Genomic DNA, 21,228 nt, shown 5'->3' on the forward strand with positions numbered 1-21,228 from the left:
CGCCCGTCTCCAGCGCTCAGCGTGGCCGGGAGTCAGGTACCACGCATCAGGGCCAAAAGGCTCGCCAGCATCCGTCCGAGAGACAGGCCTCGACCGCATCTTTACCGGGCGAGCGGTCAATCCCCAACAGACATCGACCTCGCCGCACACGCCGTACCCGACCCGGGGTCAGGCGACCGACCCCGTCCGTGGGAAAAAAAATGCCCCCGCGACCACACGTCGCGGGGGCATATCAAGCATGCACGCTCGGCATCGGCTCTCAGCGCGAGGAGCCCACCTCACGCTTGAGCACAACCTGGTCGCTGGGGGCGAGCACCGTGCTGTGCGACTCGGCGGTAACGATCATCGAGAAGCTGGGGAAGGGGGTGGTGAAGGTGACCGCACCGGTGCGATCTTCAGCCAGGCGAAGCTGCCCCATATTGTAGTTGTAGTTGGTGCCCTCCGGCGAGATCCACACCACGAAGGTGGCCATGGAATCGTCGAGTTGACCGGGACGCGGGAGGTGCGCAACCGAGAGGGCCACCACGCGGTTTCCGTTCTCATCGGAGCTCACAGCCACCATACCTTCAGCGCCGGCGGTACGCTCGCCAGATTCCATACGGTACTCATTGGCTCCCGAACACGCGCTGAGCACCAGGCCAAGAGCCATCACCACCATCAGCACCGTTGAATGCACGTTTTGAATCTTCATGACATCACTCCTTCAAGGTAAGAGTTTTCAGCGCGTCGGAGAGCCATACGCCGCGCGCCACAGCATGTGCGTCAGCAGAACTACAGCCCATGTGTACGCCCCATATACGGCATCATCCACCAGGGCGAGGATCCATTCCAGAGTTGCCGACGAGCAACGTTAAATCAGCGTTATCGTGCCACAGGACGCGGCGCAGGTCGACCCGAAGCGCGTCGTGGGAAGAGGAAGTATGTCCGGCCTCGCGGGTTCGCAACCGGCAGTGAGCGTGATAACCTTTTGCGACCAATGGCCCCTGCCCCCTCCACCATCCCCCGGTCACTCGCCTATGGCACGCCCCCAGTCTGCAACGTCGCCCGAACTCACCCCGATTCTCTGGTCCAACGAGAACTTCGATCCCGCACTCTGGGAGGATCTTGCGCCGGGACGTCGCGCGCCGCTCGATGCGGTGGAGCGGGACGAGGGCTACATCAGCACCCCCGATCATCAGCAGCTCTACTGGCAGAGCTGGCGCGCCACCGAGGTGCCACCGCGCGCGGTGGTGGCGCTGATGCATGGCTACGCCGAGCACAGCGCCCGCTACGATCATGTGGGCATCGCCCTGGCCCGGGCGGGCTATGCGGTGATGGCGATCGATGCACGCGGCCACGGGCGCAGCACCGGGCGACGCGGCCATGTGGAGCGTTATGCGGCTTACGTCGACGACTTCGAACTCTTGATTCGCCGCGCCACCCAGCGCTGGCCCGACCTTCCCCTCTTTGTTTTGGGACACTCCAACGGCGGGCTCATCTCGCTTCGCCTGGCGCTGCGCAAACCTCAAAACGTGCGCGCCTTTGTCGTCACAAGCCCCCTGCTCGGGGTCGCCCCCGACCTCTCTCCGATCATGCAGAAGGTGGGGCTGGTCGCCGCGCGTATGATGCCGACGCTCTCGATCGCCTCCGGCATCGATCCGGGCGCGCTGACGCATCTTCAGGAGGTGATTGATCACCACGCGCGCGACCCACTCAACTTCCCCACCGCCACCGCCGGGTGGTTCTCCGAGGCGGTCGGGGCAATGAAGGATCTGCACCGGCGCGCCGGCGAACTTGAGCACCCGGCGTTGCTGCTGGTGGCGGGCGATGATCGCCTCGTCAACGCTCGCGAAACCGAGCGCTTTTTCCACCAGATGGGCTCTCACGATCGCCAACTTGAGCTTTTGCCCGGGCTCTACCACGAGGTGCTCAACGAGGAGCCCTGGCGCGAACTTCTGGCGCGGGCCCTCTTCTTTATGGAAGCACGCCGCGCCCCCGCCAACGATTGAGGCCGCTTTGAACGCTGTGTCCACTCGCTATTCTGTGCTCCTGCGCACCCTGATCGTGATGGGGCTCGCCGTAGTGATGGCGTGCAGCCCCGAAAGCCTGCGCGAAGGTGAGAAGGAGACCATCGACGCCATCCTGCGCAGCGGGCTGGAGATGGGCGATGATCCCTTTGTGCGCGCCGAGACGCTACGCGCGCTCGAGCTCATCGATGATGCGCGCGTCGTGGAGCTGGCCGAACCCCTGCTCGATGATTCCTCGCCGATGGTGCGGGTTGCGGCGCTTCGGCTGATGATCCTTCACGATCATCCCCGCGCCCGCCAGGAGGCGATGGCCAGCTACAATCGCGCCGACGACGCCGAGAAACGTCTGATCGTGGCCACCGCCCTGGAGTTGGGCAGCGACACCCTGAGGCGCACGATGATCGGCCGGGCACTGCGCGCCGAAGATCCCCGCCAGCGTCGGATGGCCTTTGAGGCCGGACCTTACGCCACGGTGGAGGCGCTTCAGCAAGCCGGCGATGAGACCACCTTAAGGCGCACCGCGCTGCCGGAGCTCGGAGGGTTTGTCGAAGATCCCGATCCGGATATTGCCGCGATGGCTCTGGCCCGCCTCACCGAGGCCGGCCAACCCGACCGGGCCCACGCGTTCATTGAGCGCTTCGCCGACGCAAAGCAGCCCCTTGAGGCACGCCTGGACGCCGGGCGTATTCTGGTGCGCTCACGCTCGCAGATGGCCCGCGAAACCTTTGCCGAGTTGCTGGAGCGCGCCGGCGTCTATGACGCCGAGACGCTGGGGCTGCCTCAGCGTCGTATCGATCCGCAACTTGTGCGCGTGGCCGCGCTGGGGCTGACCGCTCTGGGCGATGAGACCTACGTGGCCAATGCCCAGGAGTATCTGCGCGGTGCCGAGGTCGAACCCACCATCGAGGTCCTCAGCGCGCTGGCAACCAACCCCTCGGATGACGCCGCGGTAAGCCTGCGCATCGCCATGCGCGATGCGCGTGAGCCGGTGCGGCGCGCGGCGATCAACCTCTACGCCGCACGCGACGATGCCCAGCCCGACGCGCTGATCAGCGCGATGCGCATCGATGATTTTGAGAGCCGGAAGCTCATCGCCGGCCAGCTCGTGGAGCGTTTCGCCCAGGCCTGGCAAGAAACGCTGAGCGCGCGCCTGCAAAACGAGGAACAGGCCGCCGAGACGCTGCGCACCCTGCAGATGGTGCTTCGCACCGAAAATGAGCTTGAGCTTATCGTCGCCCCTCTCACCCCGCGCCTGGAGGCACTGGCAGCCTCAAGCAACGCCGAGGTCGCCGCGCTGGCTGCCTACCTTTTGCTGCGCGTCGACGCCGACGGCGAGCTGCCGGAGGCCATCCGCGCGAGCACTGACCCACAGACCCGACAGGCCTACCTGGAGTATCTGGCCACCAGTGAGACTCCAGCCCGGTACCTGGATGAGCTTCGGGCCAACCTCTTTGAAGATCTTTTCGTGCTGCGCCTTTTCGCCGCCGCCGGCATGTGGCGTGCCTTCCCGGACCAGGCCCGGACGTCGGCGACAGCCGGTGCAGATCAGGCTGCATCTGGCGAGGCGTCCCCCGCGCAGGCAGCGGAGGCAGGCAGCAAATAAGCCCGCGTTCAGCGGGCGTTGATGGCCCAGTCGTACTCCGAAAAGCTCACCGGAGCCCCTGCCTCCAACGCCTCTCGAAGCTCGGTGTTGCGCACGTAGCGCAAGAGGTAGGCCTGCACTGAGCCGGCCGACTTCACAAAGTCTTCGGCAAACCAGTTAAAGAGCTGGCTCGTTTCCACACCGGCCTCGGTGCGACGCGTGGCGGCCGGAACAAACTCACGGGCGGCCGCGTCGAGCTGACGTTCCAGGGTGGCTGCGCGCATCGGATCCTGACGCAGTCGCGGGCAACTTTTGGCCGCGCATACCAGTACAAAGTGAATGCGCGGCTCGTTAAACTGCGCGCGGATCACCCGGCTGTGCTCCAGCTCATCGAGGGTGAGCGACTGGCCGGCGACGCGGTGTTTGGCCGTGTCGAAGAATCCCTCGGCCTTCATCACGCTTTCCACCGGCCAGCGCTCCAGCACGGCGTTGAGCACCAGTGCGTTGTAGGCGTTGATGTAGAAAGCCAGACGCGCGTCAGCGCTCTTACCCTCCACGTTCGCCTGACCAATGGACTCGACCACCTGGCTCAAGCGCCGACGACCCTCCTCACTGGCATGCCAGCGGGCGTAGTCGACCTGGCCACGGGCATCGACATAACGCTCCAGCAGAGCCTTAAAAGGTGCCGGGTCGATAACCTCGACCCCGGCCTCCGAGGCGCTCTTCTGCGATACTTCGCCCTCGGTCGCATGCGGAGCGCGCTCCTGGGCGAGCGCGGGCGGCATGGCGAAAAGAAAAGCCGCGGCTGCGGCGCTGATCATGATCGGGTGCTTCATCGGCGACTCCGGTTTCGGAATGTCGGGAGGGCAACTCGCACAGCATACGCGCAACGGCCCTCCACGCCCAACATCCTCAGAGACGTCATGCTTCCCGCAGGCATTCATTCGGATGCGCATTCGAGAGCTTCGACCGACCTCGACGAGGTTGGCTCGGCGCGCGGGCTTCAGCGCGCCCCACTGCGTTGGAGATGAGCGCTTCCGGGCAAAAAAAAACGCCCTCGCCCCGAGTTTCGGGGCGAGGGCGATGTCGGTCCTGCGCCGTCAACAAGCGCCGCCCGAAGGGCGGCGCGGCGTCGATTAGCGAAGCTCGAACTTGTACTGGGTGGCGCGCGCCAGGTTCTCGGCGACGTTTTCCCAGTTGACCACGTTCCACCACTGGTCAACGTACTGACCGCGGGCGTTCTGGTACTTCAGGTAGTAGGCGTGCTCCCACACATCGAGGGCCAGCACCGGGATGGCGGTGAACTGGGTCTGCTTCTGGTGGTTTTCCGCAGCCAGCGTCACCAGCTGCTCACCGGCGGGCTGCCAGCACAGAAGGCCCCAGCCGCTGCCTTCCACGGCCTTGGCCGCCGCGCCGAACTGCGCTTTAAGGCCATCGAGGCTACCGAAATCTTTGTTGATCTGCTTGATCAGATCGCCGGAGGGATCTTTGTAGTTATCGGCCGGGGTCATGTTCTGCCAGAAGAGGCAGTGGTTGAAGTGACCCGATCCGTGGAAGGCCGCCAGGCGCTCGAGATCGCGAATTTTACCGAAGTCGCCGCTCTCACGAGCTTCTTTAAGCCCCTTCTCCGCAGCGTTGAGGCCGTTGACGTAGCCCATATGGTGCTTGCTGTGGTGCAGACGCATCGTCTGCTCGTCGATGAAGGGCTCCAGCGCGTCGTAGGCGTAGTTAAGCTCGGGAAGGGTGTGGTTTCCAGCCATGAAGAACCTCCTTAAAATGGGGTCATTGCGGTCAGTAAAAGGTGCATTTTCAGCGCCATCATGTGCCGGCTGCAGCGTCGCCCGCGCCGCAAAAAAGCGAGCCCGGGAGCGGCGGATCGCCTCGATTCATCGGTGCGATAGGCCGGGAGCCGGCGTCAAAGCAAGCGCGAAGATAAACCGCCACCGAGTGAAGTCAAGCAGCCCCTTTTGAGGCGATCGTCAGGATGATGTGAGAGCGCCCTCTCAGGGCAGCGCGCAGTAGCGCGTGCTCACTTCCACAATACCCTCAAGGCCCCGGCGTTTGAGCGAGAGCGCGCCATTGTCGCAGCCCTCCACCGGCCCCAGAAAGACAAAGCCCGAGCCAAAGCCGATCACCTTTTCCTGGCCCTCGTCGGTCAGCCCAAGCACCTCCAGAGGCTCATGAGCCATCGGCTCGGAGGCGCATAAGGTCACCGAGCCTGTCAGCGCGAGCCTGTCGGCGATGCGATCGAGTTGATCGAAGAAGTCCAGGGTGCAGGCGCTTGTGAAGACGCCGCGCTCCCCGAAGGCTTCCACCGTCTGGTAGAGGCGATTACCGGGGTAGGCCGCTCCAAGCGTACTGCGGCAGACCGAACGCACCACCTCGCCATCCTCATAGCTCACGCCGGAGGGCGGGCCGCTGATCACGGCAAAAGAGATGCCCTCGGGGCTCTCCGCGCTGGCGAGCAGCTCCTCGACCAGCGGGACGATCTCGCGTCGATCCTCGGCGTTCCAGGCGCAGACATCGCGGCTGGCGCCCTCTCCGCCCGGAGTGGGGCCGGAGCAATCATCTTCGTTGCTCACGACCAGAATGAGCAGGCGCGCCTCCTCGCGGCGAAACGCGCGCAGCGTCGAGGCCTGGCCAAGGACGTTGGTCTCAATCACGTCGAGGGCCTGCTGAAACCCATCGCCCCCCTCGCCCTGCTGCACGTTGCAGGCAGCCGCGCGCACCCAGCCCTCGGTGCCGGAGTAGGCCACCTGAAGGGTGTTGCTTTCACAGCCCTCCACATCGCGTACGATCGGCGCCAGACCCGCCCCGTCACGCGCATCGGTAGTGACCACGCCCACCTGCACATCGAGGCGGCCCTCGCCCTCCAGTCGCTCCAGAAAGCCCGGCATCGCCTCGGCCAGCGCGCGCTGATACGCCTGCATCTCGCCGGCGTTATCCATCACCACGAGCACATCGAGGAGCTCCGGGCGCTCAAAACGATCGAAGAGTTCGCTGCGCTCAATGCCGGCCCGACAGTCCTCGGGCAAAAGCGGATCGCCCTGGTAGGCGGGGTTAGGCTCGGTACACCCGAGCACGCTCAACGCCAGGGTGAAGGCGGCGACGATCGAGGAGCGTTTCCGATGTCGTCGGCTGACCATGGTTGCTCCTCCAAAACGTCGGCTGAGCCTGAATGGCTCAGCGGCGGATGCTGTCCGCGACCTGCGCGAGTTTGCGACGCCCTTCCACCACAGCGAGCATCTTTGAGAAGACGCGGGCCTCCTCGCCCTGAAGCCGCATCGCGACGGCTTCCCAGGACTCAAAGTCCCACATCATCGGCACGACCTCCGGGGTGCGCTCCAGCTCCTCAACAAAGGTGGCTGAAAACTCGCGCGAAAGCTCTTCTTCCCCGGCGATCGAAGCGCACACAAAGCTGAGCATCGCGCGCACCGACAACCAGCGGTCGTCGCCGCTATACGCCTTCTGCAAAAAAGCCCTGGCCGGGGTGCCACCTTCGAGCTTCAAAAGCTCTTCGGCAAACGCTCCCAGCCACTCAGCGTCTACACCCAGACGCTGGGCCTCCTCGATATGTTCAAACGCCGCGGCCCGCTGCCCGTCAATCAGCTCCGCGACGGCCAGCGCACCGACGGCCGAGGAGCTGTCCGGCGGCTCCTGCTCCAGCAGTTGCTCCAGGACCAGGCGCGCCTCTTTGACCCGGCGGCGCTCCAGAAGCAGCACACCCAGGTTGTACTGCGCCTCCATGTTCTCCGGACCAACCTCGATGGCGCGGCGAGCCCAACGCTCGGCCGCTTCGGTGTCTCCGCTCTGGTAGGCAGCCATGGTAGCGCCGTTGAGCATGGTGACGTCATCGCCTGCGTGTTTGACGCCTTCCTCAAAGCTGCGCAACGCCTGCTCAAGTTGACCCAGCAGAAGATGGGACTGACCAAGCTGCCCCCAGCCCACCGCACTCTCCGGCTCCAGCTCGACGTACTCCTCAAAGGCGTCGACGGCGTCTTCAAAGTCCTGATTCACCTGATGGCAGAGCCCCAGGTAGAGCCAGGCCGAGGTGTTTTCGGGATCTTCCTGAAGCACGCGTTTAAAGGCGTAGGCCGCATCTTCAACGCGCCCGGCCTCGAAGTAGGCCGTGGCAGCCATCTCCCAGACCATGGGATTGTCGACGGCCTGGCGCGCGGCGATGCCAAAGTAGTGCGCCGCCTCATCGAACTCCTCGCGATCAAAGAGCAGATGCCCCAGCCGGAACGCCACATCGACGGCCTCCACGCCGCGGTCGACGGCCTGGCGGTAGCAGTCCATCGCCTCGTCTTCCGAGCCCATATCCAGGTACATATCCCCCATAAAGGCGTGATGGCGAGGCTCTGCGGTGCTCACCGAGCCCATCGCGTCGAGCAGAGCGGTGGCCGCATCAAACTCGCCCATCACAATCAGGGCCTCGACCTGGCTGAGCTGCAGAGAGACGTCCTGAGCATGGTGGGTCAGCGCGCGGCGAATCACCCCGAGCGCCTCATCGCAGAGCTGGCGACCGACCAGCAAGACGGCATAGGTCAGCGCCGCCTCCAGATCGGTGGCGCCCTGCTCGGCGTAGCGCGCGTTGGCGACCTTGAGCGCCTCCGAATAGTTGTCACGCTCCAGAGCGCGGCGCAGCTCGCGGGTCAAGCCCTCAAGGCCGCGGGGCAAAAGCGCCTCCAGGGTCATCAGCGCCGGGGTGGTCTGGCCGTCTTCTTCCAGGTCGAATTCGTCTCGCATCGTCCACATCGTGGTAGGGCCTGTTTCAAGCGATCTTCCAAGGGTGCCCCGCCCCGGCACAGGGCCGGTCGGCGCACAACTGGCAGGCTTACCCTAAGTTTTGCACAACATAAAGCGCGAGCGGCCCGGTGACGGGACCGCTCGCGCACACGTTTCGCTATCTTATCACGCCCTGAGGCCGGGGTGACGCCTTTGCATGCGACGCAACACTCCGCTCCCCCTCTCAACGTCTCGACGCTCAGAATCCCGGAGGGCGCTCCACAATAAAGTAGTTGAGGCACATCTCATCGTAGGTCCCCTCGCCCCAGCGCACCTCCTGAGGAGGCCGCCCATCGGGCTGGTTGGCCGGGGAGTTGTCGTAACGGCACTCCAGGCGCGGGGTCACCGGATAGCGCAGCACCTGCGGCTCCTCATAGAGATAAAAGCCCTGCCAGTTGAAATCCCACGCCGGGATATCCATCAAACACACCTCGCCGGTGCCCGTCTGCGCGGTGACGTTGATGCTCTTACCCAGAAGATGCATATGCGGAGCGACCCCGTGCAACGTCAGCGAGATGGGGATCTCCGGGCCCTCCTCAACAGCCACCGCGTCCGGGTCGCCCGCTTCGATCTGCAGACCGAGCTCAGCCAGGGGGATGATCACAAGCTCGGTGACCCGGGAGGTCTCATCCTGGTCGACAAAATAAAGATCGAAGAGGGAGCGATCGCTGCCCTCGGTGTCGTTGACCGTGTTGTAGTGCATCTGCACCACGATCTTTGAGCCCGCCTCAATGCGCACCCCGTGGCCTTCTTCAAACTCCAGGGGCATGGTGCCGGGCACCCAGCCCGAGAGCAGCCAGGGATCGGAGGTTCGCGGACCACCGAAGCAGGTGTAGCCGGGGCGCTCATCCTCGGCTTCGAGCTGCGCCAGGCGCGCGGCCTGATCTTCGGAGACCGAGTAGACCAGCGCGTGGTGCACCACCCGGGTGTTTCCGGGGCGAGTGCGCACGGCGTTGAGGAATTGGTCCTCATGAAGTTCGGGATCGATGACAAAGCAGCGGTAGTCGTCGACCGCCTCGGCCAGCGGAGGCTCGGGCGTGTACTCAAAGCCCCAATCCAGAGTCAGGTCGGGCGTGCCGCGCTCAAATACCGGCGCATTCTCATCACCCTCAAGCTCAGGGGCATCGCCCGACTCACCCTCGGGGTAACCCGCCTCGACCCACTCACGAAAGAGCGCGATCTCCTCCTCGCTGATATGTCGGCGGTTCTTGAGCGGCGGACCACACTCCTCCGACGGCGGCCAGGGCGGCATCACGCCGGTCTCCATCGCCCCGAGCGCCAGCCGCCCCATCTCTTTGATCCCCTCGTAGGTGTCCAACGCCATCGGAGCGATGGCGTCTTCGACGTGACACTCGTTGCAGCGCGCCGCCATCATCGGACGAATATGCGCGTAGTACGTCGGTCCGCTCAGCCCCGCATCATCTTCGGAATGTGCGTCTGTATCGGCATCACCGGTGCCGTCTTCGCCGGCATCATCGCCGAGCACCACATCGGCGTCTTCGGCCTCCGGTGATTCGGTGCCGCAGGACGCAGCGCTTAGCAGCAGGGCCACTGCGGCCGCTCGCCAGAGAGGGTTGTGCCAGATCGTCATCGCCGCGCTCCTCGCTCATATAGGGTCAGGGGAAGTCTCAGTGTGACGCGCCATAAAGGGCGCGACAATGCCTATCCAGGGTGATGCAGCGCTTTGATCGGACGCGATCTGTAGGGCCCGATGGACACAACTCAAACGCTCAAAACGCGAACATATCCAGGTCGTACTCCACCGGCGCCTCCGCGCTGATCGCCAGGAAATACGTGCCTGCCTCGGCGGCCACAAAGTCAAAGTCCACCGAGCGAGTGCCTGCCTCTCCCACCGCCACACGACCGCCTCCCTCATTGAAGACATCAAGCAGCACATCCTGTGCGCTGCCGCGGTTGACGACCATCTGCCCCAGCACGCTCTGGCCGGCCTCCACCTCAATGGAGAACCAGTCTTCCAGATCGTTGCAGAGCTGCAGATTGGCCTCCGAGACGTCCAGCACCAGGGCGGCCGCCTCGGGCAGCCCGTGATTGCCGGAGAACGCATCCACATCGTTGCAGATGCGCTCCACGGCCAGATCGTAGGTGTTGGGGCCGTTCACACTCTCCACGCGCAGATAATAAAAGCCCGAGGCCTCCGCCGTGTAGCTGAACGCTTCATCGTCGTCGCTCGACCAGGCACCGGCCACGCCCTCTTCCCCCAGGGTGGCCAGGGTGGATTGCTCAGGCGCGTAGAGCGTCAGGTCGATGTCACCCTGGGCGTGAACAAAGGACGCAAACACCTCCAGATCGTCGCCGCCAAAAAGCTCCACGGCGTAGATGTCCACATCATCGGCCTCGCAGATGGCCAGCTCACTCAACCCCACAAACGACTCGGTCAGAAGCGTAGCCATCGCCGCGGCGTCGTTGGGCTCGTAGGCCGCATCAGGGCAGATGTTTTGCTCCAGGCTGTAGGCACCGATGTGGTAGGCGGCCTCATCGCCGCGGGCGCGCACCACGTAGGTGCCCGGGGTATCCAGGATGGCTACCGCCAGCCCGTCGCAGCCCTCGCGCTCAAACGTTGCGCTTCCTTCCACAAAACTCAGCTCCAGGTCGGTCCCTGGCGAGTGCGCAACCACGACTTCGAGAACTTCGCCCTCCCCCACCTCCACGCGATGATGCTTATCGGCGCTCCGACAGAGGCGATGGTCACTGTAATCCTCGCGCACCATCGGGGCAGCCTGCGACGCAGTACTCAGATCGACGCCGTCATCACGACACACGGCATCATCGGGGGAGTAGGCCGCAAAGCGCCAGTAGGTGTAGGGCGGCGCGCAGACCACGGCCTCGTCCTCGGAGGCAGGCTCGGCCTCCACCGCGCAAATCGTATACGAGATCATGGCCGACTCCCCGGGCGCGGGCAGCGGGTTGCCAATCGAGGCCCGGGCGACCTTGCCTTCGAGCGTCATCGGACGGCTCTCAAAGTCGGCGCTCTCGCTGAATGGATCGTCGAGCGTCCAGTAGAGCACCACCTCCGAGAAGCGGGTGGAGCCCCCGGCAATGTCGGCCTCAATCCCATAATCGCCCACGCCTCGCCGCGTGCTCAGGGCGGTGTGCACGATGGGGCCCTCCACCTCGCAGCGATCTTCAGAGGGAGGGGTCGGCGAGGTCCCGGAGCGCTGCACGATGATCGTAACGATGAATTCCACCGGCTCATGCACAAAATCCTCCGCCACGAAGGTCACCGTGTGCGCGCGCTGCTGCAGCTGGGCCGGGGTCGGAAGCCAGGAGAAGACCCCCTCAAAAGCCTCCACCTGCTCAAAACTCGCGCCCTGCGGGGCGCTCGCTGCCGGCATCGAGAGGCTGACCTGGTTGGAGTCGTCATCGCGCACCCGCACCTCCAGACGCAGGGGCTGACCGCCGCGCGGGTCATAAAGTTCGCTCTGCGAGCTCACAAAACGGGGCTGGCCGTTGCCCGAGAGGATGCGCACATGCACCACCCGCTCGGCGACCTTGCCCACGCTGTTCGTCGCCGAAAACACCAGCCGCCGGGTGCCTTCACCAGTCGCGTCACTGGCAATCGGATCCCAGGTGAAGACCGCCGCGTTGCTAAAGGTCTGAAACCTCGCCCGCTCCGGCATATCGGCCACCGCGAAGGTGAGATCCAGCCCCGACGGATCGCTGCCGGTGAGGTTGATCTGAATGACATCTTCGCCAACGGTGTAGGTCTCCTCCGAGCGCACATCGAGGGTGAGCAGCGGCGAGCCGGCCTCCACCAGAGGCTCGGTGCAGCCCCCGAGAAGCAGCGCGGCGGGCAGGGTGGTGGCGAAGATTAAAAAAGAAGCGAATATTTGCCGAAGGTTCATCGTCTACCATCTCGAGAAGCAGGACTTTCTGCGCAGAGGGTTTACGCTAGCAGATGCGCCCCGCGCCCAAAAGAAAAGGGGCTACCGGGGCGCTTGTTCTTCGCCAGAAGACTCTTACACTGGCCAGCCGTTGAACGGGCGCCAGGCGCATCACCGCCCCCTCCGGCTCATGTGTGACTCTGGCGCGAGACGTCGCCCGCGACCGACCCCACGATGATGGTTGCCCCTAAAAGGATGAGACGCCGTGAAGACTTCTACCCTCCGCCTCCTTCGACTGCCGCTCCTCTCGGTGCTCGTAATCGCCACGCTCAGCGCCTGCGGAAGCCCGCAGTATGTGCGCGACACCGAGGAGCCCCGCATCGACGAGTACACGATGAGCCTTCGTTTTGATCGCGAAGACCTCAACCGTCTCTACGATGAGAACATCGACCAGCTGATGCGCAGCTCCATCGTGCGCCAGTGGGACCGCGGGGATTCGCCGGTGGTGGCGATCTTCCCGATGCGCAACGAGACCAGCGAGCATATCGGACCGCAGCTCGACACCCTGCTCTCGAAGTTTGAGACCGACCTGGTCAACCAGACCGCCGCCGCGGTGGTGAGCTGGGAGAGCCAGCCCGATCTTCTCAATGAGGTGCGCCGCCAGCAGTCCGACGCCTACGACCCCACGCGCCTTGCCGCCTACGGTCGTCAGCTCGGTGCGCAGTACTTTGTCACCGGCAAGGTCTACGACGTGGCCGAGCGCATCAACGATGAGCGACGCGTGCAGTACTTTATGTTCGTGCAGGTCATCAATGTGAGCACCGGTCAGATTCATTTTCAAAATGAGTCGGCCATCACCAAGGGCTTGATCCGCTGAGGCGTCGCGCCGACCGCCTCGCCGCCTACCTTGCCTCGCCACCCCGGGCGCACCTTCCGGTGTCCGGGGCGGCGGCGCTTGTCCCTCCTCGTCTTGACCTCGCCAGTACTGGCTTGCGGCCTTCTATGAGCGTCTTCAGCTCCCTGACAGCCCGGATCCACCGCGCGCATCGCGCCAGCTTCCAACGCTGGTGCCGTGTGGCGGCGTGTGTCTGCGTCATCGTCGCAAGCGGATGCGCTTCCTACACCGAGACGCTCCAACCCACCCGCCAGGCCCTCACGATCGGCGACGCCGAGGGGGCGATCGCCGAGCTCAACGCCCGCCTGGACGTCGAAGATGCGAGCGAACTTCCCGAAAACCTCAACGAAAACCGCGCGTTGATGCTTCTTGAGCGCGCCACACTCCTGCAGGCCGCCGGCCACTACGAGCAGGCCGCCCGCGATCTGATGCACGTCGACGATCACCTGGAGTGGGTCGACCTCTCCGGTGAGGGCGCAGCCCGGGTGATGCGTTTTATCTACAGCGATGATGCCGGTCAGTACCGCGCCCCGGCGCATGAGCGCCTGCTGCTCAACACCCAGAACATGATCAACTTTCTGGCCGCCGGCCGCCTGGGCTCGGCCCGGGTGGAGGCCCGGCGTTTTTATGTACTGGCGCGCTTCTTCGTCGACGAGGGCACCCGCGAGCTCGTGCCGGGCATCCTGGGGCTGGGCTACTACTTAAGCGGTGTCACCTACGAGGCCTCTGGCGAATACGAAAGCGCCGCGCGTTTTTATGCACGGGCCTACCTCTCGGGAGTATGGCCGGAGGCCGGGCCGGAGCGCCTCGAAGACCTGATCGCACTGACGGGCTACCGCGGACGCGATCTTCAGGACTTCGGCATCGCAGACGATCACCCCCTCTTTGCCTCGGTGCGCAGTGGCGAGCGCCTGAGCGGAGTGGAGTACCGCGCGCGTCATCAGCAGGGCGATGTGCTGGTGGTGGTGCAGAGCGGGCTGTCGCCCTACCGCCAGGCCGAGCGTGTCGGTATGGACTGGGCGCTTCGCTACTCCCAGTACTCACCCTACTCCGGGGTGTATTTGAGCAGCGATCAGCGCAACAAAGCACTGAGCCTGCACGCCAGCGGAGTCTTCAACACCCTGAACTTCCCGGTGCTCACCACCGCGGGGCTGCCTCCCCGGCGGCAGGTCCGGCTGAGCGTGGACGGTCGCGCAGCGCAGCGATCGGCACGTGTGAACGTGGCCGATCAGGTGCACGCCAGCTGGACGATGGTCGGGGCCACCGCGGCTGCCGCCGCCATCTCGCGCGCGGTGGTGCGGGCGGTGGCCGGCGAGGCCAGCCGCCAGGCCACCGACGCCGCGCTTCGCCAGGGCGGCACCGAGGCGGCCGCCGCCGGCGCCATCGGGTTTCTGGCCGGCCTGGCCGTCAAAGGCACCTTAAGCGCGCTGGATACGCCCGACACCCGAAGCTGGACCACTCTGGCCGCCGACATCGATTTATTTCGCATAAAATTGCCCGCCGGACGTCATACCCTCGCCGCCGACGTAGGATCCCACGCCGACAAGCGCGTGGTCGACGTGCTCAGTGACGACTTTATCCTGCTTAACTTCTCAGCGCTGCGCTGACCCTCTCTCGGGATCACCTGCTGCAACAGCGCCCAACTCCTTTGCGAGGTCTTGTGATGCGACGCACCCTGCCCCTCTTACTGGCCATGGCGATCTTCCTGGTGAGCGCTCCGGCGATGGCCCTCGACGGCTATAAAGATCGACGAGGCTCCTACTTCGGTCTGGGTCTGGGTGGCGGCATCGGCTCGGTCTTTGTCGAAGACGAGACCTTCTCCACCGGCCTCGATGAGGGCGGCGATCTGGGCCTGCACCTGCACGCCGCGTTCGGCGGCGGGGTCACCAACAACCTGCTCTTTGGCGCGGAGCTCAACTCCTGGATTCGCACCACCGACGTCTACGGGCAGGAGCTCAACCACCAGCACTGGTCGCTCAACGCAGCCAGCACCCTCTTTATCGTCAGCGGCCTCTTTGCCGAGGCCGGCGTGGGTCTGGCCTACGGCATCAGTGAGGCCTCCAACCCCGCCGGCGATCATCGGCGCTACCAGGAGATGGGCCTGGCCCTAAAAGGCGGTCTGGGCTTTGAGTACTTCGTCAACGGCACCGTCGCCCCGGGCTTTCGCCTGGGGTATACCCGCCACTTCTACTCCACCAGCGACTTCGAGACCTTCCACGGCGCGATCACCCTGCGTTGGTACTGATCTTTTTAATCAGGGGGCTGGCTGCACATAAAGCTGTTGCACACCCGCTTCCGCTCTCGCTCAGCATCAAAAAAACCTCGCCAGTGGCGAGGTTTTTTTGTGGGCCGCAGGTGTCGAAGAGCGGGCGACGAGTCTCGCTCTCTCGTTGTAGCAAAGCCTGCTGAGCTGACCCACGGTCACCTTCCAGCATGACCCACGGTCACCTTCTTCTGCGACCCACGGTCACCTTCCAGAATGACCCACGGTCGTTGCTCAGCCTGTTTTCATGCGCTCGAGACCTGACCCACGGTCACCTTCCAGCACGACCCACGGTCACCTTCCAGCATGACCCACGGTCACCTCCCAGCATGACCCACGGTCACCTTCCAGCATGACCCACGGTCACCTTCCAGCATGACCCACGGTCGTCGCTCAGCCTGTTTTCATGCGCTCGAGACCTGACCCACGGTCACCTTCCAGAATGACCCACGGTCATCGCTCAGCCTGATGTCATGCGCTCGAGACCTGACCCACGGTCACCTTCTTCTGCGACCCACGGTCACCTCCCAGCATGACCCACGGTCACCTTCCAGCATGACCCACGGTCACCTTCCAGCATGACCCACGGTCACCTTCCAGCACGACCTACGCTTGTCACTCGGCCTCCTGGCACGCCTTCAAAACGCGACCTACGCAAACATGTTCCGCAGTGGAGCAGACGCCATCCAGCCGCCGGCCTCATCAGCCCCCCGTCTCGGCCTGATCGCCCCCGAGATCGCCGGTGCCCATCGTCAAATTCCCCCTCTCTGGTGACCGGACACACGCCCACCGGCTCCGCTGATCGCAAAACATCGCAACATAAAGCGCCGTCGCCCCCTCTCTCCTAACTGCCCGTGAACACTAAAAAATCGGCGTCAATGCAGGCGATCGCCGCCCTCATTCCTCCCGAATCCAATGCAAAGGAAAGTAGACGGCCCCCCGAAATCGACTATATTTAAAGTAGAACCTCGGCAGCGGGTCGGAGCAGCCACACTGTAATTTTCTCCGGCACGTTGAATATGGAACGCTTCCTGCACGTTAAAGACTGTGAAGGGCAGCCCGGCATGTCAGGGCAGTACGCGAGGCCAGTTGTCTGGATAACTCACGCTCTTCGAGCGCAGGTGTCCCCAGCCCAAGGATGAAGACCATGCTGCCGGATTACATCATCTACGATCAGCTCAAAAAAGAACGGGCGCGCCAGCAGGAACAGGCTGACCAGCGCCCCCAGCTGGAGATCCCCCGGCCGCTTCCCTACTGGCCGGAGCAGGAGCGCGAGAGCCCCAAACCCTCTGAAGATCGCGCCGAGCGCGGCGTCGAGATCTTTCAGATGTGAGGAGCGTCCCTGCCGGGACGCCTCCCCCCTCGAAGCTTCTTCGAACACGAGATCTTCAAAGCGCGTCAAAACGCCCGGGAGCCAACGCTCCCGGGCGTTTTTGCTCCAGGTGTACGCGCCACGACACGACGCAAAATCACGTCTTGACGTGACCCTGGGTCACCCCACATACCCCGCGACACCTGACCCTGGGTCACCCCACATACCCCGCGACACCTGACCCTGGGTCACCCCACATACCCCGCGACACCTGACCCTGGGTCACCCCACATACCCCTCAGCATGCGACCCTGGGCCACCCTTCTCCCGCATCGAATCTCATTGTTCCTCAACCCTGGGTCACCTCATATACCCCGTGAAACGCGACCCTGGGTCACCCCACATACCCCGATGGCCACGCCCCACGGTCACCCCATATACCCCTCGGCAACGCGACGCTCGCTTCAGAGCGAGCGCAAAAACGCCAGCAGGTCGTCGCGCTCGGCTTTTGAGAGATGCCGAAACCCCTCGCGTGACGCTTCGGCCTCACCGCCGTGCCACAGGATCGCCTCGGCGATGGTGCGTGCGCGCCCGTCATGCAGGTAGCCCGAGCCGGGCAAAACCGTCTGCGCAAGCCCCAGCCCCCACAGAGGAGCTGTGCGCCACTCCTGCCCCGTGGCCTCAAAGTCCGGGCGGCCATCAGCCAGCTCCTCGCCCATATCGTGCAAAAGCAGGTCGGTGTAGGGCGCAAAACGCTGGTAGGCCAGCGAAGGATGATCGGCAGGGCCGCTCTCAAGCTCCGAGACATGGCAACCCGTGCAGTTCAACTCCTCAAAGAGCACCTCGCCACGGGCAATCGCCTCCCGCCGCTCGGGCTCAGCCGGCACAAAACGCTCCGGGATCGCCAGCGACTGCGTATAAAAGACCGTCGCCTCAAAAAACGCCGCGTCGATCTCAGCGTGCACACCATCACCGTAGGGCGTGAGCACGCCCATATCGTTCACAAAGGCATCGGCCGTCTGCTGGGTGAGGTTGGGTTCATTGGCCTTAAGACCAAAGCGCCCCAGCACAGCCCGCTGCGCGCGCACATCCCAGACGCGGTTGGGCCGCCCGCTGATGCCATCGCCGTCGGCATCGTCCGGGTCAGCCAGAGCCAGCAGGGTTGCCTCGGGCACCGCCTCCAGCAGTCCCAACCCCACGATCGGCGGCGACTGACGAAGCGATCGTTGCACCTCATCGGGAAGCTCCGTGCCATCGGCCAGAGTGATCGTCATCGTCGGGCGGCGCAGCTCATACGCAGTGCCATCGGCATAGCTCCCCGGCACACTCTCCCACTGAAGATCGATCGAAGCCTCCGGCTCCGCGCCACCGATGGCGTGATCCTGAAGCTGCACACCGAGCTCCCCCACCGGCACCGCCCCGCCGGGCACCAGGGGCTCCCCCTCGGCAAGACTCACCCGCACCAGCATCGAGGAGCGAAGCGAGGGGTGACCCACCACCGGCATCCCTCGCCCGTTTCGGATATGGCAGGCCGCGCAGGCATTGTTATTAAACCCCGGCCCCAGCCCGGCGTTCTTCGGTGATCCCGGGCTGACAAACTGCGACTCAAAGGCCAGATCGCCCTCCAGATGCAGCTCCAACTCTTCGGTGTTGAGGTTGGGGGCCGGCTTGGTGAACGCATGCGAGGTGCGATCGATGATCGTCAACTCACCGCCTGAAGCCAACCTCGACGCCGGCCCCTCATCCTGACCACAACCTGCGCCCAGCGCGAGTGAGGCCGCCGCATACACAACTGCCCGGAGATCCGTTCTCGAAGGTGTTGGAATCATCTCTTCCTCAACGCCACAGACATCGTGTTAATCTCAGACCCGCAAAGCTCGGCCCCCGCACCACCCTCCCCGTTGAGGGCGGTGCGGAGCCCGAAAGCAAACATCCTTACTGGCCGAGGACCAGCGGCTTAACTTCGCCATCCAGGGTGTTCATCAGCTGCAAGATCGCCGCCTGAGCCGCCTCAATGTGGGTGGCCTGCGCCTCATCGGTGATGGAGTCACGGAAGGGCTCGGCGATCTGATCCAGCGCGTCGATCGTGGCCTGAATCTCGACCTTGACCTTGTCGTCAAGCTCAGAGTCTTTGGCCGACACGAACACCGTCAGGCCGCTGCCGCTGGTGCTGGCCGCTTCGACTCGCCCCAGGTAGGCGTTCTGCACGCTGCGCATGTTGTCTTTGAAGTCCGACAGTGAGTTGAAGGCAAACTGGCTCTCCACCAGCAGGGTGTCCTGCTCGGTGTAGGGATCGCCGATCTTGCCGTTGGCAACTTCATCGAGGATGCCCACAAGCCCTTCGACGATCTCCTGAGCGGCCGCGGCGCGCGAGGGGTAGACGGCGTTATCGGCGTCACCCGCGCTCACGAAGATATCGCGGTAGGCCGGCTGCCCGTCGACGCCTTCGGTCCAGGCGTCGGCCAGGTATTCGGTGTTGGCCTGCAGCTCGTTGGCGCTGGCGACCAGGTAGTCAAACTCGCGCTCGGTGAAGTCGGCTGCGCTCTTGGTGCTACTCTGCCCGAAGAGCAGGTACTCCACCGCGTGAAAACCCTTCTTATTCACATCAAGCGAAGCCACGTAGGTCTCGGTGAGCTCATCGTCGCTCGCGAGCACGCCGTCGAGCTCGGCTTTCTCCACCGGCCAGCTGTCGAGCGCCGGATCGATACCGGCAGCATCCACCGGACCGAACAAAAAGCCTTCGCTCTGCTCCCAGGGCTCGCGGGTGGCCTTCCAGGCATCCTGCGCCGCTTCCAGGGTGATGTCGGTCGGGGCGAGCACAAAGGCATCGACGGCGACGACGAGCGCGGAGGCGCGGGTGTTGAGAAGTTCGTAGGTGGGAACGATCACCTGGTCGGCGGTGTCGATGAGGATCTGCTCGTTGTCGAAGGCTTCGCCCTCCACAACCGTATCGCCACCATCGTCGCCGCAGCCCATCATCAGGCCGGCACCCAGGGTCATCATCGCGATGGAAGACTTCTTGAATAACATCATGGTCGTACTCCTGTTCGTTTTCTCGGGCTGATCCGGGCCCCTTCGCACATCGAAGGGAGGTCAGAAGACAAATCCCGCCATCAGCTCCAGCGTGTTCTCCTTATGGAGATCCGTGTTTCCAAAGGTGCGATGGCTCAGGTCGAGCTTGAGCACCATCGCGTTGAGCAGGGTGTAGGACACCCCACCGGTCCACAGCGTGCGCTCAAATCGCGGGTTAGCCGCAATCTCGGGCGCGGTGCGAAACATCGTGTTGTAATGATCAAGGCGTACAAAGGGCTCCAGGCGATGCGCGCTGGAGAGCCCCAGCCAGGGCGCCACGTTGAGGCCCACCTCTCCCCAGGTCGCGAGCGCCTGATCGGCGACCTCGCTGCGCAGGGTGCCCAGGTTGTTGGAGAGGCGCTTATTCAAGCGCGAGATCTCGGTGGCGTTCTCCAGCTGCCCCCACATCACCATCCCCTGCGCGCGCACCGGCCCCAGGTGGAGGTTGAGGTGGGCGTCGACGATCAGAAGCGGCGCTTTGACGTAGCCACAGGGCGCAACCTGACGCTCGCGCCCCTCGCTGCCATCGGCGCAGGCCGCCGCAAAGTCGGGCTTGGGGCGGTTGCGGGTGGTGTTGCCGTAGTAGACCGAGCCGCCCAGCTCCACCCCTTCGATGATCGTCCAGTCGGCCCGAAAGACGCCGGCAAGATCACTGGCGCGAATCAACTCAAAGCGCCCCTGATGCCCCGAGGCCACCCAGCGTTGGGAGCTAAAGCCTGTGGAATCGAGCCCGTTGACCGCCTGGGCGGTCAGCGCCACCGGCCCCATATCAAGCTCAGCCGAGAGCCCCATCTCATCCCAGACCGCCGGCAACACCGTGGTCTCGGCCTCCGAGCGCCGCCCGGCCAGATAGTCTGTGGGGCGGTAGTTGCTGGAGAGCTGCCCCACAGCCACATAGAAGCGCCCCAGCTTCAGCTTGAGCCGCTCCTTGAAGAAGGTCTTGCTCACGTAGAGCTCTTCAACGAGCACCTCCCCGCCCTTCTCCACCTCGTGCTCGTACTCGCCGAACTCCTCCCACTCCAGCTCCAGCGCGCTGCCGGTGCCCCCGTGCTCAAACTCGATCTCCGCCTCCAGCCCAAAGCCGTAGGGCATCTCGCCATCGATCTTGGTCACAAAACGCGACTGCTCGAAGACCGCGCGCAGATCCTCGCGCGAGCCCCCCGGGCGAGTGGGATCGGGCCCAAAATCATGGCCGGCGAAACGCAGCTCGCCATAGCCTGAGAGCTCAAAACGAAAGGGTGAGCCTTCGCTCAGGCGAAAGACCGGCTCCACGCTCTCCAGGGAGTCGGCCGACGCCTCAAGGGCCGGCTCCTCGTCTGGCGAGGCCTCCTGCGCCTGTGCGCTCGCTGCGCTCATCACGAGCGCGGCGAAGGCTCCCATCACCACGATTTTACCCTGCGGGCCCACCTGTCTCGGCGTCATTTGAATTGGCATCGCGTGTCCTGCACCTGAGCGTGTTCACCAAAAG

16 protein-coding genes are annotated in these 21,228 nt (G+C 64.3%); 6 read left to right on the top strand and 10 right to left on the bottom strand.

Annotated elements, in window-relative coordinates; genetic code table 11:
• Positions 1–259 precede the first annotated feature (259 nt).
• Positions 260–691 carry a hypothetical protein gene (locus EA187_RS06925; RefSeq protein WP_127779719.1) on the bottom strand — a complete coding sequence of 144 codons (432 nt, stop codon included), beginning with the start codon at positions 689–691 and terminating at the stop codon, positions 260–262.
• Positions 692–1,016: 325 nt separating this feature from the next.
• On the opposite strand from EA187_RS06925, the gene EA187_RS06930 reads away from it, so the two are divergent.
• Both EA187_RS06930 and EA187_RS06935 read left to right on the top strand, forming a co-directional pair.
• Positions 1,017–1,988 (top strand): alpha/beta hydrolase, encoded by a 972-nt coding sequence (locus EA187_RS06930; RefSeq protein WP_164856074.1) that lies wholly within the window; start codon positions 1,017–1,019, stop codon positions 1,986–1,988.
• A 7-nt stretch (positions 1,989–1,995) separates the two neighbouring features.
• Complete coding sequence (locus tag EA187_RS06935; RefSeq protein WP_127779723.1) at positions 1,996–3,609, top strand: HEAT repeat domain-containing protein; 1,614 nt, start codon at positions 1,996–1,998, stop codon at positions 3,607–3,609.
• A gap of 8 nt (positions 3,610–3,617) precedes the next feature.
• Here the strand turns inward: EA187_RS06935 and EA187_RS06940 are convergent, their stop codons facing one another.
• The 6 genes from EA187_RS06940 to EA187_RS06965 all read right to left on the bottom strand — a co-directional run bounded on the left by EA187_RS06940 (position 3,618) and on the right by EA187_RS06965 (position 12,239).
• Positions 3,618–4,424: a DUF547 domain-containing protein gene (locus tag EA187_RS06940; protein WP_164856075.1), complete on the bottom strand. Its 807-nt coding sequence runs from the start codon at positions 4,422–4,424 to the stop codon at positions 3,618–3,620.
• 300 nt (positions 4,425–4,724) lie between these two features.
• Complete coding sequence (locus EA187_RS06945; protein WP_115606490.1) at positions 4,725–5,348, bottom strand: superoxide dismutase; 624 nt, start codon at positions 5,346–5,348, stop codon at positions 4,725–4,727.
• Positions 5,349–5,591: 243 nt separating this feature from the next.
• Positions 5,592–6,734 carry a hypothetical protein gene (locus tag EA187_RS06950; protein WP_127779727.1) on the bottom strand — a complete coding sequence of 381 codons (1,143 nt, stop codon included), beginning with the start codon at positions 6,732–6,734 and terminating at the stop codon, positions 5,592–5,594.
• A 37-nt stretch (positions 6,735–6,771) separates the two neighbouring features.
• Positions 6,772–8,337 carry a tetratricopeptide repeat protein gene (locus EA187_RS06955; protein WP_164856076.1) on the bottom strand — a complete coding sequence of 522 codons (1,566 nt, stop codon included), beginning with the start codon at positions 8,335–8,337 and terminating at the stop codon, positions 6,772–6,774.
• A gap of 238 nt (positions 8,338–8,575) precedes the next feature.
• A complete protein-coding gene (locus tag EA187_RS06960; RefSeq protein WP_127779731.1) occupies positions 8,576–9,967 on the bottom strand; it encodes a hypothetical protein in 1,392 nt (463 codons plus the stop codon).
• A 139-nt stretch (positions 9,968–10,106) separates the two neighbouring features.
• On the bottom strand, positions 10,107–12,239 hold the full coding sequence (locus EA187_RS06965) for a PPC domain-containing protein (protein WP_127779733.1): 2,133 nt from the start codon (positions 12,237–12,239) through the stop codon (positions 10,107–10,109).
• Between the two features lie 244 nt (positions 12,240–12,483).
• Between EA187_RS06965 and EA187_RS06970 the strand changes: the two genes are divergently transcribed.
• The 4 genes from EA187_RS06970 (at position 12,484) to EA187_RS06985 (ending at position 16,709) form a co-directional block, all read left to right on the top strand.
• Positions 12,484–13,095: a penicillin-binding protein activator LpoB gene (locus EA187_RS06970; RefSeq protein WP_115606482.1), complete on the top strand. Its 612-nt coding sequence runs from the start codon at positions 12,484–12,486 to the stop codon at positions 13,093–13,095.
• A 125-nt stretch (positions 13,096–13,220) separates the two neighbouring features.
• Positions 13,221–14,720: a COG3014 family protein gene (locus tag EA187_RS06975; RefSeq protein ID WP_127779735.1), complete on the top strand. Its 1,500-nt coding sequence runs from the start codon at positions 13,221–13,223 to the stop codon at positions 14,718–14,720.
• 56 nt (positions 14,721–14,776) lie between these two features.
• Positions 14,777–15,358: a hypothetical protein gene (locus EA187_RS06980; protein ID WP_115606479.1), complete on the top strand. Its 582-nt coding sequence runs from the start codon at positions 14,777–14,779 to the stop codon at positions 15,356–15,358.
• A gap of 1,156 nt (positions 15,359–16,514) precedes the next feature.
• On the top strand, positions 16,515–16,709 hold the full coding sequence (locus EA187_RS06985) for a hypothetical protein (RefSeq protein ID WP_146823050.1): 195 nt from the start codon (positions 16,515–16,517) through the stop codon (positions 16,707–16,709).
• 443 nt (positions 16,710–17,152) lie between these two features.
• Here EA187_RS06985 and EA187_RS06990 read toward each other — a convergent pair whose 3' ends face one another.
• The 3 genes from EA187_RS06990 to EA187_RS07000 all read right to left on the bottom strand — a co-directional run bounded on the left by EA187_RS06990 (position 17,153) and on the right by EA187_RS07000 (position 21,194).
• Complete coding sequence (locus EA187_RS06990) at positions 17,153–18,517, bottom strand: di-heme oxidoredictase family protein (RefSeq protein ID WP_127779737.1); 1,365 nt, start codon at positions 18,515–18,517, stop codon at positions 17,153–17,155.
• Between the two features lie 106 nt (positions 18,518–18,623).
• Positions 18,624–19,721 carry an imelysin family protein gene (locus EA187_RS06995; protein WP_115606474.1) on the bottom strand — a complete coding sequence of 366 codons (1,098 nt, stop codon included), beginning with the start codon at positions 19,719–19,721 and terminating at the stop codon, positions 18,624–18,626.
• Positions 19,722–19,781: 60 nt separating this feature from the next.
• Entirely contained in the window at positions 19,782–21,194 is a 1,413-nt protein-coding gene (locus EA187_RS07000; protein WP_127779739.1) for a hypothetical protein, read from the bottom strand.
• Positions 21,195–21,228: the final 34 nt, after the last annotated feature.

Source organism: Lujinxingia sediminis, assembly GCF_004005565.1.
Lineage (GTDB): Bacteria > Myxococcota_A > Bradymonadia > Bradymonadales > Bradymonadaceae > Lujinxingia > Lujinxingia sediminis.

Coding starts and splice junctions, on each gene's coding strand:
- EA187_RS06925 (WP_127779719.1), bottom strand. CDS start 691: ATGAAGATTCAAAACGTGCATTCAACGGTGCTGATGGTGGTGATGGCT.
- EA187_RS06930 (WP_164856074.1), top strand. CDS start 1,017: ATGGCACGCCCCCAGTCTGCAACGTCGCCCGAACTCACCCCGATTCTC.
- EA187_RS06940 (WP_164856075.1), bottom strand. CDS start 4,424: ATGAAGCACCCGATCATGATCAGCGCCGCAGCCGCGGCTTTTCTTTTC.
- EA187_RS06945 (WP_115606490.1), bottom strand. CDS start 5,348: ATGGCTGGAAACCACACCCTTCCCGAGCTTAACTACGCCTACGACGCG.
- EA187_RS06950 (WP_127779727.1), bottom strand. CDS start 6,734: ATGGTCAGCCGACGACATCGGAAACGCTCCTCGATCGTCGCCGCCTTC.
- EA187_RS06955 (WP_164856076.1), bottom strand. CDS start 8,337: ATGCGAGACGAATTCGACCTGGAAGAAGACGGCCAGACCACCCCGGCG.
- EA187_RS06960 (WP_127779731.1), bottom strand. CDS start 9,967: ATGACGATCTGGCACAACCCTCTCTGGCGAGCGGCCGCAGTGGCCCTG.
- EA187_RS06965 (WP_127779733.1), bottom strand. CDS start 12,239: ATGAACCTTCGGCAAATATTCGCTTCTTTTTTAATCTTCGCCACCACC.
- EA187_RS06975 (WP_127779735.1), top strand. CDS start 13,221: ATGAGCGTCTTCAGCTCCCTGACAGCCCGGATCCACCGCGCGCATCGC.
- EA187_RS06980 (WP_115606479.1), top strand. CDS start 14,777: ATGCGACGCACCCTGCCCCTCTTACTGGCCATGGCGATCTTCCTGGTG.
- EA187_RS06985 (WP_146823050.1), top strand. CDS start 16,515: ATGAAGACCATGCTGCCGGATTACATCATCTACGATCAGCTCAAAAAA.
- EA187_RS06990 (WP_127779737.1), bottom strand. CDS start 18,517: ATGATTCCAACACCTTCGAGAACGGATCTCCGGGCAGTTGTGTATGCG.
- EA187_RS06995 (WP_115606474.1), bottom strand. CDS start 19,721: ATGATGTTATTCAAGAAGTCTTCCATCGCGATGATGACCCTGGGTGCC.
- EA187_RS07000 (WP_127779739.1), bottom strand. CDS start 21,194: ATGCCAATTCAAATGACGCCGAGACAGGTGGGCCCGCAGGGTAAAATC.